The sequence below is a fragment of the Spirosoma spitsbergense DSM 19989 genome (assembly GCF_000374085.1).
Taxonomy (GTDB): domain Bacteria; phylum Bacteroidota; class Bacteroidia; order Cytophagales; family Spirosomataceae; genus Spirosoma; species Spirosoma spitsbergense.
In genome coordinates, this window is the sequence record NZ_KB893563.1 from 30,286 (window position 1) to 46,979 (window position 16,694).

A 16,694-nucleotide genomic window follows, 5' to 3' on the forward strand; every position below is an offset into this window, starting at 1 on the left:
TAGCTGTCCTTTCACAGAAAAAGAATTGAATGCCGATGCTGTTGCATCTTTGGCAACATTCACTTTACAGATTGCAAGGATAAATCCCGCATATTCATTATTTTCTTATATTGCAACCGATTGCATCGCCAGGTTGATTAGAAAGTAAATGATTCTGAGGTCTTGGGATTTGAAGGACCATTGCTCAGTATTTGTAAGCCGAAAAGAGAGTTGTGGGGTAAAATAGAGAAAGGCAACTCTTCCTCTCTTACAAGTTTGTCACTACTCCTTTCATGGGTGGTTCATCCATAAATTCAGGGCAGATTTGTACCTGGCCAATGACCTATACTAGTGATATTCCCGATAAATTTTTTATGAGATATTTTCTCTCCTTTTTTTTACTGACGGTATCGACGGCAGGCTTTTCGCAAGACAAGCAAAACCTGAAACTCTGGTATAATCAGCCCTCCGGCAATGTTTGGGAAAATGCGCTGCCCATCGGTAATGGTCGGTTGGGAGCGATGGTGTACGGAAACGTTGAAAAAGAAACGATTCAACTCAACGAACACACGCTGTGGTCGGGTGGCCCGAACCGGAATGACAACCCGGATGCGCTGGCAGCATTACCCGAAATACGACGACTGATTTTTGCCGGCAAGCAAAAAGAAGCCGAGCAACTGGCCAATAAAAGCATTATCACCAAAAAGTCGAACGGGCAGATGTTTCAGCCTATGGGTAATCTTCACCTGACGTTTGCCGGACACGAAAACTACACCAATTATTACCGCGAACTGGATATTGAGCGGGCCGTTGCCAAAACGACTTACACCGTTGGCGGGGTGACCTACACCCGCGAAATACTGGCCTCTTTTCCCGACCGCGTTATCGTTATACAACTGACCGCAAATAAGTCCGGGGCTATCTCGTTTTCCGCTTCTTATTCTACCCAACACACCAACCCAGTCATTACTACATCAGACAATAACCTCTCCATTGCCAGCACCACATCTGACCACGAAGGGGTGAAAAGCGTGGTCAGATTCAAAGGCATCACCCGCATCAAAACGCAGGGCGGCAGCCTGTCCGCCAACGATACCACGCTCACGGTGAAAGGAGCCAACAGTGCTACTATCTACGTTTCGATTGCCACCAATTTCACGAATTATCACGATGTCAGTGGCGACGAAAACCAGCGGGCAACCGCATACTTGACAAAAGCGTATCCAAAGTCATACGCGACCATACTGACACCACACGTTGCCGCTTACCAGCGCTATTTTAAGCGGGTAAAGCTGGACCTCGGCAGTTCCGGGCCGCGTTCGGCTGAGGCCGCTAAACTCCCCACCGACGAACGGCTGAAAAACTTTCGGTCGGTCAACGATCCGCAACTGGTTACGCTGTATTACCAGTACGGCCGCTACCTGCTGATCTCGTCGTCGCAACCCGGCCGCGATGGCCTGGCGGGGCAACCGGCCAACCTGCAGGGCATCTGGAACAACAAAATGAAACCACCCTGGGATAGTAAGTACACCATCAACATCAATGCCCAGATGAATTACTGGCCGGCCGAGAAAACCAACCTGCCCGAACTGCACGAGCCGTTTTTGCAGATGGTCCGGGACATGTCGGAGACGGGGCAGGAAACGGCGCGGGTCATGTATGGCGCACGCGGTTGGATGGCCCACCACAACACCGACATCTGGCGGGCTACCGGGGCCATCGACGGCGCTTTTTGGGGCATGTGGATTGCCGGGGGCGGCTGGACCAGCCAACACCTCTGGGAGCATTACCTGTACAGTGGCGACAAAGCCTATCTGGCCTCCGTCTACCCAATCCTGAAAGGGGCCGCCCTGTTTTATGCCGACTTTCTGGTCGAGCACCCGAAATACCACTGGCTGGTCGTTAATCCCGGCAGCTCGCCCGAGAATGCGCCCAAAGCGCACGGTGGTTCTTCCCTGGATGCGGGTACCACGATGGATAATCAGATTGCGTTCGATGTGTTCAGCACCACAATACGGGCTGCTGAACTGCTGAAAAAAGACGTAGCTTTTGTGGATACGCTCAAGCAAATGCGCGGTAAGCTACCGCCCATGCACATTGGCCATTTTGGGCAGTTGCAGGAGTGGCTCGATGATGTGGATGACCCGGATGATCACCACCGGCACGTATCGCACCTCTACGGATTATTCCCAGCCAACCAGATCTCCGCCTACCGCACGCCGGACCTGTTCAACGCAGCCCGCACAACGCTGACGCACCGGGGCGACGTATCGACCGGGTGGAGTATGGGCTGGAAAGTGAACTGGTGGGCCCGCCTGCAGGACGGTAACCACGCCTACACGCTAATACAAAACCAGCTTACCCCGCTGGGCGTGACCAAAGATGGGGGTGGCACCTACAACAACCTGTTCGATGCGCACCCGCCGTTCCAGATCGATGGTAACTTCGGCTGTACGTCGGGCATTACCGAAATGCTGATGCAGAGTGCCGATGGGGCCATTCATCTGTTACCCGCCCTGCCCGATGTCTGGCCAACGGGCAGCATCAGCGGTCTGCGGGCCATTGGTGGTTTTGAGGTGGTCAATATGGAATGGAAAGGAAGCAAACTAACGAAGGTCACCGTCCGCTCGAACCTGGGCGGGAACCTCCGGTTACGGGTGCCTAATGCGTTGAAATCGGACAGTAGTATTGCGCTCAAAAAAGCATCGGGCCAAAACGATAATCCATTTTACTGGCAGGAAGATATACCGGCTCCCATTACTGCCCCCAACGTCAATCCGACTGCCATTAGCCTGAAGGAAACGATACTTTATGATTTGGCTACGCAACCCGGCAAGGTGTATACGCTGGTGGCCCAATAATCGAATGACAGCTTTTACGTTCTGATGCACTAATGATAAAAAGAACCCTCGCCCCTTTTTTTGTAATCCTCGGTCTGCTGCTCACCCATACTCTTACGGCCCAGACAACGCTGGTCAACCCAATCATGACCGGTTTCTACCCCGATCCAAGCATCGTTCGGGTGGGGCCTGATTATTATCTGGTTAACTCGACATTCTCGTATTTTCCCGGCATTCCGGTTCACCACAGCAAGGATCTGAAGAACTGGAAACAGGTTGGCAACGTAATCGACCGTCCGTCACAGATGGATTTCATGGGCGAGCGCCTGACCCGCGGGCTTTTTGCCCCCGCAATCAACTACTATAAGGGCACGTACTACGTCACCTGCACCGACATTGACCACGACGGCAACTTTATCGTGACAGCCAAGAATCCTGCAGGTCCGTGGAGCAAACCGGTCAAACTTCCGCAAGTACAAGGCATTGACCCGTCGCTGTACTTCGACGATGCCACCGACAAGGCGTACATCATCTACAACAGCGATGCGCCCGACCGCAAGCCATTGTACCCGGGCCACCGGACCATCCGCATCTATGAACTTGATTATAAAAATCTAAAGATTGTCGGCGACGGAAAGCAACTGGTCAATGGCGGGGTCGATCTGTCTAAAAAACCGGTCTGGATTGAGGGGCCGCACATCATGAAGCACAACGACTGGTATTACCTCTACGCGGCCGAGGGCGGTACGTCGATGAACCATACCGAAGTGGTGTTCCGATCCAAATCAGTGTGGGGGCCTTTTGTACCCTACGAAAATAACCCAATCCTGACCCAGCGCGGACTGCCCGAAGATCGAAAGGACCCAATCACCTCGGCGGGTCACGCGCAGTTTGTGGAAGGACCGGACGGAAAGTGGTACTCAATTTTCCTGGCCGTTCGTCCCTACGAGGGTGACTATTACAATACCGGACGCGAAACGTTCATTGCACCTGTCACCTGGAAAGATGAATGGCCCATTGTGGACCCCGCCAACAAGGTCATTTCGTACACCTATCCGGTTTCGTTCAAGGAAGTGAAGCAGGCCGGTGCCCTGCCCCAGTCAGGAAATTTTGCGTACACCCTGCGTTTTGATAAGCAGTTAGACCCGGCGCTCCTGTTCATGCGCACCGTTGACAGCAGTTCGTTCTCCCTGTCGAGACAAAAAGGCTTGACCCTAAAACTGAAGCCGGAAACCGTTATGGAACTGGGCAACCCATCATTCATTGGGAAGCGGCAACAGCACCTGTACAGCACCGCCGAAACCGAACTAACATTCTCGCCAAAGGCCGACAATGAGAAAGCCGGACTGGTCATTCTGCAGAACGAAGACCATTTTTACTACCTGTGTAAATCAATAACGCAGGGAAAAGACGTGCTCCAACTGTATAAGAGCAAACCCAAAGAAAAGTCGATGGAACTGCTGACCGAAGTACCGCTGACGGCAAAATCCGGCAAAGTTGGTCTGCGCATTACCTCGATGGGTGGCACCTACAGCTTTGCCTATGCGCAGGATGCCAAAAACTGGAAGATGCTGAAAGATAACGTCGATGGTAAATTCCTGAGTACCAAAGAAGCGGGCGGTTTTATCGGCTGCCTGTACGGTATGTATGCCACCTCGTCGGGGGAAGCAACCACCAACTCGGCCTCTTTCCAGTACCTCACGTACAAAGGTGAAGACCCGATGTACAAAAAATAAATATCGTTTGATTTTGTCATCCCGAGGAGCGAGGGATCTTAAACTATCCTAACCCCGTAGCCAGGACAACTCAAGCTCCCTCGTTCCTCGGGATGACAAGAAAAGAATAATTATCCGTGAAAAAGACCCTACATCACATCGCGTTCTTCCTGCTGCTCAGCCTTTCGGCCATGGCTCAGATGCAGCCCTTCACCCTGCAGGAGGTGAAACTGACGGGCGGGGCGTTCAAAAATGCGCAGGACGTCGACCTGAAATACATACTGGCGCTTGACCCGGATAAACTGCTGGCTCCCTATCTCATCGATGCCGGGCTACCGCTGAAAGCGACGCGCTACGGCAACTGGGAAAGCTCCGGCCTGGATGGCCACATTGGTGGTCATTACCTGTCGGCGCTGGCGATGATGTATGCCTCGACCGGCGAACCGGAATTGCAAAAACGACTGGACTACATGGTGGCCGAACTGGCCCGCTGTCAGGCTAAAAACGGTAACGGCTACGTGGGGGGCATTCCGGAGGGCAAAGTATTCTGGGAACGGATTCACAAAGGCGATATCGACGGCAGCAGTTTTGGCCTGAACAATACGTGGGTGCCGCTCTACAACATCCACAAGCTGTTTGCGGGCCTGCGCGATGCGTATGCCTACGCGGGAAATAAGCAGGCGAAGCAGGTGTTGGTTGGTCTGGGCGACTGGTTTGTCGATTTGATAAAACCCCTTTCCGACGATCAGATCCAGCAGGTGTTACGCACCGAGCACGGCGGCATCAACGAAACCTTCGCCGACCTGTATGTCCTGACCAACGACAAAAAATACCTTGAAACCGCTCAACGGATTTCACATCGGGCGTTGTTGATCCCATTGCTCGAAAAACAGGATAAGCTCACCGGCCTGCACGCCAATACGCAGATTCCGAAGGTGATTGGCTTTGAGAAAATTGCCTCGCTGACGGGCAAGTCCGACTGGTCGGAAGCGGCCGTGTATTTCTGGCAGAATGTGTCGCAGACGCGTAGTGTGGCCTTTGGCGGCAACAGTGTGCGCGAGCATTTCAACCCAACTACCGATTTCAGCCAGGTGCTTCGCTCCAATCAGGGGCCCGAAACCTGCAATTCGTTTAACATGCTCCGGTTGAGCAAAGCGCTGTTTCTGGATAAAAACGACGTGAGTTATCTGGACTTCTACGAACGGACGCTGTATAACCACATCCTGTCGAGTCAGCATCCTGAAAAGGGCGGGTTTGTGTATTTCACGCCCATTCGTCCCAATCACTACCGGGTGTATTCGCAACCCGAAACCAGCATGTGGTGCTGTGTGGGTTCAGGGCTGGAGAACCACACTAAATACGGCGAACTGATCTACAGCCATTCGGACAATGACCTATTTGTCAACCTGTTTATCCCTTCCACGCTGGACTGGAAAGCAAAGCATATTCAACTCACACAGACCACCCGGTTTCCGTACGAAAACCAGTCGGACCTGACCTTAAAACTGACAAAGCCACAGCAATTTTCCTTACAGATACGCTATCCCAACTGGGCCGAAAACCTGACCGTTCTGGTCAATGGCAAACCGCAGCCGATTGACGGCAAACCGTCAAGCTACGTAGCCATTTCGCGAAAATGGAAATCGGGCGATACCGTAACCGTCCGCTTCACAACCGCTACTCATCTGGAATACCTGCCCGATGGCTCCAACTGGGCCGCTTTTGTGCATGGTCCCATTGTGCTGGCGGCTAAAACGTCGACGGCAGACATGAAAGGGCTTTTTGCCGACGACAGCCGGATGGGCCACGAAGCAAAGGGTAAGCTCTACCCGCTCACCAGTGCTTACGCGCTCGTGGGTGACCCAGCCACGTACCTGACCCGGCTAAAGCCCGTTGACCGGCTAGAATTTGGCCTGGATTCGCTGACGCTGCAACCGTTCTATGAGGTACATGATGCACGATACCAGATGTATTTCCAGACCTTTACGAAAGCTGCTTTTAATGAGCAGCAAGCCCGGCTGAAGCAACAGGAAACCGAGTCTATGGCGCTCGAAGCCAATACCGTTGACAAAGTAAATTGCGGGGAACAGCAACCCGAAGTCGATCATCAGTACAAAGGCGAAAAAAGTGAGTCGGGCTACGACGATGAACGGTTCTGGCGACGTACCCGTTCGTACATCGACTACCAGTTACAAAACAAAGGATTGGCAGGTAAATACCTTACCATCATCGCTTTAGATAATATCGACCCAAAAAAAGTAAGCTTTTTAATTAACGAAAAGCCCGCAGAAATCCTGTCAGCCGAGGGGAAAACTATCCGGCTAAAAGTAGGCGACAACGAGGTAATAACACTGAGAATCGCGGCTCAAAATGGGCAAAGCACCCCTCGATTCAATCAAATCAGACTTTTAACGCGTTAACGGGCAATTCATTTTAGCATGCATCCTATCCACAAATGTGTCAATTTGACAACATTAATAAACAAAGGAATTTCCAATCCAATCTGTATGAAAATGTCATTCGTAAAATTACTCCCGTTTTCGTTCGCCCTGATGCTCAGTAGCCAGGTCTGTGCACAATCCAATTTCACCAGTAAAACAATTGGCGTAGGAGTTGTAGTCGCCGACGTAGAACGTTCGCTGGATTTTTATGTGAACGGCATCGGCATGGTCAAAACGGGCAGTTTCACTATCAACGAGGATTTTGGTAAACGCTCCGGCCTGACCAATGGCGTACCGACGAACGTAACCATCCTGAAGCTCGAAAACAGCCCCGATGCAACCGATTGGAAACTGATGAGTTTTGGCAAAAAAGCGTCGCATCCGAAGCCCCGCTACATTCAGGACGATACGGGAATGCAGTATATCACCATTAACGTAAAAGCCCTGCAACCCATCATTGACCGACTAACCCAACTTAAAGTGCCGTTTTTGGGCAGTACGCCCACGCCCCTAAATGAGAAAGCGCACTTTGTTTTTGTACAGGACCCCGATGGCAATTTCGTGGAACTGATTGGTCCGCTCCAGTAGCCTTTACAAACCGATACTCATCTTTACCCAATGAAAAACAAGTTATTACGATCTGGGCTACTGGCAAGCGTTCTCCTGTTCCGGTGCCTGATAGCGGTAGCCCAAACGGCCCACAACCCCATCATTTTCGCCGACGTGCCCGACATGGCGATGATTCGGGTGGGCAACATGTATTACATGAGCAGCACCACGATGCACATGAGTCCGGGATTACCGATTATGAAGTCGAAAGACCTGGTGAACTGGCAGATGGTTGGTTACGCTTACGATACCCTGGCCAGTGTTGATGCGCTGAACCTGACCAACGGAAAAAGTACGTACGGCCGTGGCTCGTGGGCCAGCAGCCTGCGCTTTCATAACGGCACGTACTACGTGACTACCTTCGCTCAGACGACTGGCAAAACCTACATATACACCACTAAAAACATTGAAAAAGGTCCCTGGAAAGTAGCCTCATTTTCGCCGTCGTACCACGACCATAGCCTGTTTTTCGATGACGATGGTCGGGTTTACCTCATCTACGGAGCGGGTAAGCTCAAACTGATTGAACTCAGTGCTGATGTTTCCGGCGTGAAGCCCGGCACTACAGAGCAGGTCCTGATTGAAAACGCCAGTACACCTTCCGGAACGGGGGGTGGGCTGCCCGCCGAGGGGTCGCAATTGTTTAAAGTCAAAGGCAAGTATTACCTGTTCAACATTACCTGGCCCAAAGGGGGAATGCGGACGGTGGTCATTCATCGGGCCGACAAGATTACCGGTCCCTGGGAAGGCCGCATCGGACTGCAGGATAGGGGCGTTGCACAGGGTGGGCTTATCGACACCCCCGACGGGAAGTGGTATGCTTACCTTTTTCGTGATTTTGGCGGGGTAGGCCGCATTCCGTATCTGGTGCCGGTGGCCTGGGAAGATGGCTGGCCGGTGCTGGGTGTGAATGGCAAAGTACCCGAAACGCTCGACTTGCCCGCCAGCAAAGGACTAATTCCCGGCCTGGTTGCCTCCGACGAATTCACCCGCAAAAAAGGCGACCCCGCCCTGCCCTTAGTGTGGCAGTGGAACCACAACCCCGATAATAATCTGTGGTCAGTTTCGGACCGGAAAGGGTTTCTTCGCCTGAAAACCGGGCGAACAGATACGTCATTTGTGATGGCCCGCAATACCCTTACTCAGCGTACTATTGGCCCGGAAAGTTCGGGGGCTACCGCGCTGGACGTATCAAACCTGAAGTCCGGTGACTTTGCCGGACTTTGTCTATTACAGAAAAACTACGGCCTGGTGGGTGTCAAAGCCGAATCGGGCAGTAAGTCAATCGTGATGGTGAGTGCCGGTTCAGGGAAGCCTGTTGAGGTGCAGCGGGTGCCGCTGAGCCAGAAAACGGTCTATCTGAAAGCCGAGTGCGATTTCAAAGACCGCAAAGACACCGCCCATTTCTTCTACAGTCTGGATGGCAAAACCTGGACGGCCATTGGGGAGCCACTGAAGATGCCCTATACCCTCCCCCATTTTATGGGCTACCGCTTTGGCCTGTTCAACTACGCCACCCAAAAAACGGGCGGTTTTGCCGACTTCGACTATTTCCGGATAACCGATAATCTAGCCCCAAAGAAATAATGTATGACTGTTTATTCATAAACCGCAACCTGTTATACGTGATCGGCCTGTACCTGTTTCTAATGAGCCCACTATCTGCTCCTGCGCAACAGGCTTCCAATTACTCCCGCGTCAATACTTACGTCAACCCTGTATTGCCTGGCGACCACCCCGACCCGACGATGCTGAAGGTGGGCGATGATTTTTACCACTGCGGGTCCAGCTTCCACTTCACGCCCTACCTGCCCATTTACCACTCGAAAGATATGGTGCATTGGGAGGTGATTAGTCGGGTGGTGCCGCCGACGGCAAGCTTCGTCACCGACCGGCCGTCGGCGGGTATCTGGCAGGGGGCCATCACCTATTTCTACGGTTCGTACTGGATTTATTTCTCGGCCAACGGGCAGTGGTTTTCCAAAGCCAGCAACCCCAAAGGGCCGTGGTCGGAGCCGGTGCGCGTGAAAGGCAACCCAAAAACGGGACCGCTGGGCTACGACAATTCCATTTTCGTGGACGACGACGGCAAGCCATACATGGTGATTAAGAACGGGCAGAAAACCAACCGCATTCAGGAACTGGGCCAGGATGGTCAGCTTACTTCGTCGGTCATTGACCTCGACTGGGTGAACGCCAAACTCCAGTACAGCTGGGCGGAAGGGCCGGTGATGTGCAAACGGAATGGCTTCTACTACTACTTCCCGGCGGGCGACGTATCGGGCGGGCAGTACGCCATGCGTGGCAAAGCCCTCACCGCCGACTCAACCCAATGGGAGCGACTCGGTAATTTCTTCAAACCTATCACCGATTCAACAGTTGGCTTCCGTCGCCCGAACCATATTTCGGCACCGATCCAATTGACCGATGGTACCTGGTGGACGATTGGACAGAGTTATGAGAAGCCGCTACAAGGCGCAGACTGGTCGGGTGTGGGTCGGCAAACAGGTTTGTATCAGGTCATTTGGGAAGGGGACCGTCCGTACGGCGTGCCCCCCACCACACAGCCCGTCGTTAAACCCAATCTGCCACAGGGAGGAATTTTGTGGCGCAGTGTTCAATCTGATCAGTTTGATAAAGAGACTCTTTCGCTGAACTGGCATTTTCTGAGTAAGCACGCTGCCAGCCGGTATTCGCTGTCGGACCGGAAAGGCTGGGTGCGGCTCTCGCCCGACACAGCCCGCGTACACCTGATGCAGAAAGAAACCGACCACTATTATTCGGCCGTGACGCGGGTTGATCTCAACGCCGATGAGGCTACTGCTAAAGCTGGCCTTTACCTGACCAATGGCAATCAGAAGGTATTCGTGCAGCTTTACAGCGGGTTCGACGGGGGCAGGAAAATCGTTTTCAAACTCGATACGGCCACCCGCTCTGTGCCAAATACAATAGGCAACGTGGTCTGGCTAAAAGTAACACGCTACGAGCATCAGCTAACCGGCTATTATAGTAGAGACGGTAAGAAATGGATGAGCGTTGGCGCTCCCATTAGCGCGGTCAACCTGGACAAGGCCCAGCCCAATTTCAACTCGTGGGTAGGTACTAGTGTGGGCTTGTTCGCCGAAGGCAAACCCGCCGACTTCGATTTCTTCGTGTGCAAGGATGGCTTTTCGAGTCTCCCCGCCGTGGGCTACAGCAATTATTACGGCGTCGAGAAAGTAGGCAGCTCGGCCATGAAGGCTGTTACGAATGATTCCGATAAGGGTGGCTGGTTCATGCTGTCGGGCGTGGATTTGGGCAGCGGGAAAGATGTTGCCAAACAGATTCAGGTACAGCTATCGGCAGCTGGCGCAGGAAATCTGGAAATCTGGCTCGACGACCTGACCACCGGGAAAAAGATTGCCAATATACCGTTCAAGTCAACCGGTAGTACTACTGATTTGAGGACATTGAGCCAATCAGTAAAAGGTGTTTCGGGCCATCACGACGTCTTTGTGAAGTTCCCGGCCGGACAGGCTAAAATCGCCACCATCAAAGCGGTACAGTTTCAAAAATAGTCATTCATTTTTTCGTCGTAAAAACGATAAGCCGAATAGTCTAAATCGAACAGAACCATGAAAACAAAGCATCTAAGCGTACTGATAATAAGCCTGTTGTGCACGACCCTGAACGTATTCGCCCAGGACAAAAACTTTTATATTTTTCTCTGCTTCGGGCAGTCCAATATGGAGGGTAATGCCAAAATCGAACCTCAGGATACGGTCAATGTGAACCCCCGATTTCAGGTAATGGAAGCGGTTGACTGCCAAGCTATTAATCGAACAAAAGGAAACTGGTACACCGCCGTTCCACCCTTATGCCGCTGCAAAACCGGACTCACCCCCGCCGATTACTTTGGTCGGGAGCTGGTAGCTAATCTTCCCGAAAAGGTTCGGGTTGGTGTGATCAACGTAGCGGTGGGTGGCTGCAAAATCGAACTGTTCGATAAGGACCATTACGAATCGTACGTCACGACAGTGCCGGGCTGGATGAAAAATTTCATTGGAGAATACGGCGGCAATCCGTACGGCCGACTGGTCGAAATGGCGAAACTGGCGCAGAAAGACGGGGTTATTAAGGGCATTTTACTCCATCAGGGCGAGTCGAATACGGGCGATACGCTCTGGACAAAAAAAGTGCAGGTCGTATACGAAAACCTGATGCACGACCTGAACCTGAAACCCAAAAAAGTACCTCTATTGGCGGGTGAAACGGTCAACGCCGACCAGAACGGTAAGTGCGCGAGTATGAATAAAATCATCGCCACGCTCCCAAAAACCGTGAAAAATGCGCACGTAATATCCTCGGCTGGCTGTACGGACTCGGCCGACGACCTGCACTTCAACGCGGCCGGATACCGGGAATTGGGAAAACGCTATGCCGCCGAGATGCTGTCGCTGCTGGGCATTAAACCAACGGCGATGAACTAAAGGTGAGGCCTTTTCCAGAATGAGGTTTGGTAGTGAGTGAGAACAGGATTCCGATTGAGACCCAAAAAGATGAAGCGCTTCGATTTATCAATGTCGTCCGAAAATGCCTGGTGTAGCCGTAGAAAAGCGTCGTTCGTAGCCGCATTTACTAGTTGGTTTGTCGCCATTTCTTTTATGGCAAACGCGCAGGAAATCATCCCGTTGTACCCCGGCGAAGTTCCGAATTCGAAAGTTTCGGATGTGCAGGAGTCTGGAGCGGCATCGGGGGTATTGAAAGGCATTACCAAACCCACTCTTGAGTACTTTAAGCCCGCAGCCGACAAGGCGTCCGGGGCCGCTGTCATCATCATTCCGGGTGGCGGATACGGAGTAGTTGTCTATCAGGGCGAAGGCGTTGGCACCGCCAAAGCGATGGCCGAAAAAGGCGTTGCTGCCTTTGTGTTGAAGTACCGGCTGCCGAGTGATGTCATCATGCCCGACAAGAAAATCGGCCCGTTGCAGGATGCCCAGCAGGCCATTAAACTGGTGCGGGATAATGCCGATAAGTGGGGAATTGACAAAACCAAAATCGGGATTATGGGCTTCTCGGCGGGTGGCCACCTGGCGTCAACAGAAGCTACGCACTTTGAAAAGGCCTATATCGAGAATAGCAACAACACCAGCCTGCGGCCCGACTTTCAAATTTTGGTGTACCCGGTTATCAGCATGCAGGACAGCCTCGCACACGGCGGTTCGCACGATAACCTGTTGGGCAAAAATCCATCGCAGCAGGATGTCGACCTCTTTTCCAATGAGTTGCAGGTTCGTGCCAACACGCCCCCGACGTACCTGACCCACGCGGCCGACGACAAAGTGGTCGACGTGGATAACAGCATTATCTATTTCGAGACGCTCCGGCACCTGAAAGTGCCGGTCGAAATGCACATCTACCCCAAAGGTGACCACGGCTTTATTTTCCGACATCCGGGTTGGATGGAACCGCTGTTCGCCTGGATGCAACTCAACAACTGGGTCAAAAATAACTGATGCCGTTTTGTCCTCAGTTACGCTCTTTCACTCATTCACCCTTTCGCTCTTTATTTCCATATGAAACGAATCGCCTTACTCTTCCCGCTTCTCCTGAGCATCCAGATTGCCTCCTGGTCGCAGCCTGCACCGGTTTCGGTGCCTCTGGCATCGGCAAACCAAAACGGGATATCAGGAAAAGCGAAGTTGGCTACAGGGCATAGCTCCACTAACCCAGAAAGGGAGAATCAACGGGAAAGTTATGTTGACCAGCACACTCAATTTCCGGAGCCAACCCCTCCGCAACCCGTTGGCCCACTTCCGAGCCAAAACCAGTTGCGCTGGCAAAAAATGGAATACTATGCCTTCATCCATTTTTCCATCAATACCTACACCGATATGGCCTGGGGTTTGGATAGCGAAGACCCCAGGCTGTTCAATCCGACAAAACTGGATTGCCGGCAATGGGCACGCATTTGTAAAGAGGCCGGTATGAAAGGCATCATTTTTACGGCAAAACACCACAGCGGATTTTGTCTCTGGCCCTCAAAATACACCGACTACTCCGTAAAAAATGTACCTTGGCGAAATGGGAAGGCCGATATCGTACGGGAACTGGCTGATGCCTGCAAGGAATACGGTCTGAAGTTCGGCGTGTACCTGTCGCCCTGGGACCGCAACCATGCCGACTACGGAAAGCCGGAATACATCACGTATTTCCGAAACCAGCTGACGGAACTGCTGACCAACTACGGTGACATTTTTGAGATATGGTTCGATGGCGCCAACGGTGGGTCAGGTTACTACGGCGGGGCGAACGAAACCCGTAAAATCGATTCAAAAACCTACTACGACTGGCCGAACACATACAAACTCGTGCGTAAACTCCAGCCCAACATCGTCATCTGGAATGACGGAGGTGAGCGGGCCGACCTGCGCTGGGTGGGTACCGAGGCCGGATACGTAGGCGAAACCAACTGGAGTTTATTGAATGCAACGGGCGATGTGCCAGAGGAAATGCTGCGCCACGGCGTAGAAAATGGTAATGCCTGGGTACCGGGCGAGGTAAACACGTCTATTCGGCCGGAGTGGTTCTATCACGAACGCGAGGACAAAAAAGTAAAAACGTTGCCCCAACTGATGGATACGTACTACAATTCCATTGGTCGGAATGCAACGTTGCTGCTCAATTTCCCAATCATGCCCAATGGGCTGATTAACAAATTGGACGAAAAAGCCGTCCAGGCATTTGCCAAAGCGACCAAAGAAGCCTTCGCTCTGAACCTGGCCAAAAACGCCCGTGCCACGGCTTCCCAGACAAGGGGGAAAGACTCAGCGTATGAAGCCCGTAAAGCCATTGATACCGACACAGAAAGCTACTGGGCAACGGACGATAACGTTCGTAACGCATCGTTAACGATAGAGTTCAACAAACCCACGACGTTCAATCGGTTTCTGGTGCAGGAACCCATCCGGTTAGGGCAACGGGTCAAAGCGTTTACGGTAGAGGGCTTCGTCGATGGTAGCTGGAAAGAGCTTGCCAAGGAAACGACCATTGGGTACAAGCGTATTCTCCGGTTTCCGACCGTTGAGGCTACGCAACTACGGCTGACGATTCTGGATGCCAAAGGCTGCCCGCTGATTTCAAACCTCGAAGTCTATAATGCCCCGCTGATTTTAACGCCCCCCATCATTACCCGCGATAAGGCTGGCGATATTCACCTCAAGCCCGGCGATACCGAATCAGAATTATACTATACCCTCAACGGAAGCACACCAACGGCAACCGCTACCAAATACACTGGCCCTGTGAAAACCAGTTCTGGAAAAGCTGAACTCAAGGCCATCGCCTACAATCCGTACACGAAACAAAGCAGTATCGTTAGCGACGAGAAATTTGACATCGCCCGCAGTGCCTGGAAAATCGTGAGTACGGATGCGAAGTCGGCGTACCAACTTTTGGATGGGAACCCCGGTACGTCCTGGCATCAACCCAAAGACCAGAAAATGCCCGCAGACCTGGTCATTGACTTGGGTAAAGAAGAAAATCTGGCCGGATTCCGGTACCTGCCTGCCCAAAACTGGTGGGAAGAAGCCAGCATTATCACCCAGTACCAATTTGAGGTGTCAACCGATAATTCAAGCTGGAAGCGGGTGAGTGAAGGCGAGTTTTCGAACATCAAAAACAGCCCGGTCTGGCAGACAAAATCATTCGAACCGATCCGCGCCCGATACATCAAACTACGGGCTTTGAAAAATACACAGGAGAAATCGGCATCGGGCTATGCAGAGATTGACATTGTTACCCAGTGATAGTGGGATTGTAAGCACAGTGCTGTTTTGCCATACTGTAGCTTTCTACTACACTATGGATTGATTAATAGCTAGTTGTTACGGATGAAAAAAAAATCAATGCATTTACCCTTTTCTCACATAGACCAATAACCAAATGACACGCACAATCTTAGCGGCCTTCGTGGTAGCCACGTTACTAAGTATAAACTGTTTTTCGCAGGCCAGCCAGCCTACAGAAGATTTTAAACCTTCTTCGCTAAACCAGCCGGGGCAGGAGTACCCGCAGGTGAATTCGCAGGGCTACGCCCGCTTCCGCATCAATGCCCCCAAAGCCGACAGTGTAAAAGTGAGCCTGGGACTGGGCGGCCGGGGAGGAACACAACTCACCAAAGGCGCTGACGGCTACTGGACCGGCACCACGGAAGGCCCGATGGATGAAGGTTTCCACTACTACAACGTAACGATCGATGGCGGCAAATTCAACGACCCCGGAGCCAAGAATTATTACGGGTCTGTCCGGTGGGAGAGCGGCATTGAGATACCCGCTCATGATCAGGATTTCTATGCCCTCAAAGACGTTCCGCACGGTAACGTGCAGCAGATTCTGTTCCCTTCAAAAAGCACCGGTACACCCCGCCGGGCGTTCGTGTACACACCACCGGGCTACGAAACTGACAAGTCGAAAAAGTATCCGGTGCTGTACCTACAACACGGCTGGGGCGAAGACGAAACGGCCTGGAGTAATCAGGGACACGCGAATCTGATTATGGACAACCTGATTGCAGCCGGTAAGACCAAGCCGTTCCTGATTGTGATGACCTACGGCATGACCAATGAGGTGAAGTGGGGAAAGATACGGGAGTTCAAAATCGACCCCTTCCAGACGGTGCTGACCACTGAGCTGATTCCGTACGTGGACGCCAACTTTCGCACCCTGGATAACCGGGATAACCGGGCGATGGCAGGCCTTTCGATGGGCGGTATGGAAACGCATACCATTACCCTCAACAAACCGGAAACGTTCGGCTACTACGCCCTGCTCAGCGGTGGCCTGTACAATCCCGATGAACTGAAAGACAAGGCAAAGCCAAAACTCGTTTTTATTAGCTGCGGCAGCAAGGAACGGCCCGATGGTGTAAAGAAATCAGTCGATGAATTGAAAGGGGCCGGATACAATGCGGTGTCATACGTTTCTCAGGATACGGGTCACGAATTCCAGACCTGGCGCCGTAGTCTGCACGAGCTGGCTCCGATGCTGTTTAAGTAGTGGGCGGCTGTCTCTTTTGCCATGCTGACGAAGGAAGCATCTTAACACATCCTCCTCCTGAGCCTGGATAACTC

Annotated in this window: 10 protein-coding genes; all 10 read left to right on the forward strand. The window is 52.3% G+C overall.

Features of this window, described 5'->3' with window-relative positions:
• The first annotated feature begins 353 nt into the window (after positions 1-353).
• Entirely contained in the window at positions 354-2,840 is a 2,487-nt protein-coding gene (locus B157_RS0121560; RefSeq protein WP_026308871.1) for a glycoside hydrolase family 95 protein, read from the forward strand.
• 32 nt (positions 2,841-2,872) lie between these two features.
• Positions 2,873-4,555 carry a glycoside hydrolase family 43 protein gene (locus B157_RS0121565; RefSeq protein ID WP_020605387.1) on the forward strand — a complete coding sequence of 561 codons (1,683 nt, stop codon included), beginning with the start codon at positions 2,873-2,875 and terminating at the stop codon, positions 4,553-4,555.
• A gap of 116 nt (positions 4,556-4,671) precedes the next feature.
• The gene (locus tag B157_RS0121570) at positions 4,672-6,954 is read left to right on the forward strand and encodes a glycoside hydrolase family 127 protein (RefSeq protein WP_020605388.1); all 2,283 of its coding nucleotides are present in this window, start codon (positions 4,672-4,674) and stop codon (positions 6,952-6,954) included.
• 93 nt (positions 6,955-7,047) lie between these two features.
• Entirely contained in the window at positions 7,048-7,563 is a 516-nt protein-coding gene (locus B157_RS0121575; RefSeq protein WP_157618533.1) for a VOC family protein, read from the forward strand.
• A gap of 30 nt (positions 7,564-7,593) precedes the next feature.
• Entirely contained in the window at positions 7,594-9,171 is a 1,578-nt protein-coding gene (locus B157_RS0121580; protein WP_020605390.1) for a glycoside hydrolase family 43 protein, read from the forward strand.
• 62 nt (positions 9,172-9,233) lie between these two features.
• Positions 9,234-11,141 (forward strand): family 43 glycosylhydrolase, encoded by a 1,908-nt coding sequence (locus tag B157_RS0121585; RefSeq protein WP_211225012.1) that lies wholly within the window; start codon positions 9,234-9,236, stop codon positions 11,139-11,141.
• Positions 11,142-11,198: 57 nt separating this feature from the next.
• Entirely contained in the window at positions 11,199-12,053 is an 855-nt protein-coding gene (locus B157_RS0121590; RefSeq protein ID WP_020605392.1) for a sialate O-acetylesterase, read from the forward strand.
• A gap of 174 nt (positions 12,054-12,227) precedes the next feature.
• Complete coding sequence (locus B157_RS0121595) at positions 12,228-13,079, forward strand: alpha/beta hydrolase (protein WP_245565183.1); 852 nt, start codon at positions 12,228-12,230, stop codon at positions 13,077-13,079.
• Between the two features lie 330 nt (positions 13,080-13,409).
• Positions 13,410-15,371, forward strand: coding sequence for a discoidin domain-containing protein (locus tag B157_RS0121600; RefSeq protein WP_020605394.1), 1,962 nt, complete (start codon positions 13,410-13,412; stop codon positions 15,369-15,371).
• A gap of 136 nt (positions 15,372-15,507) precedes the next feature.
• A complete protein-coding gene (locus tag B157_RS0121605; protein ID WP_020605395.1) occupies positions 15,508-16,620 on the forward strand; it encodes an alpha/beta hydrolase-fold protein in 1,113 nt (370 codons plus the stop codon).
• Positions 16,621-16,694 lie beyond the last annotated feature (74 nt).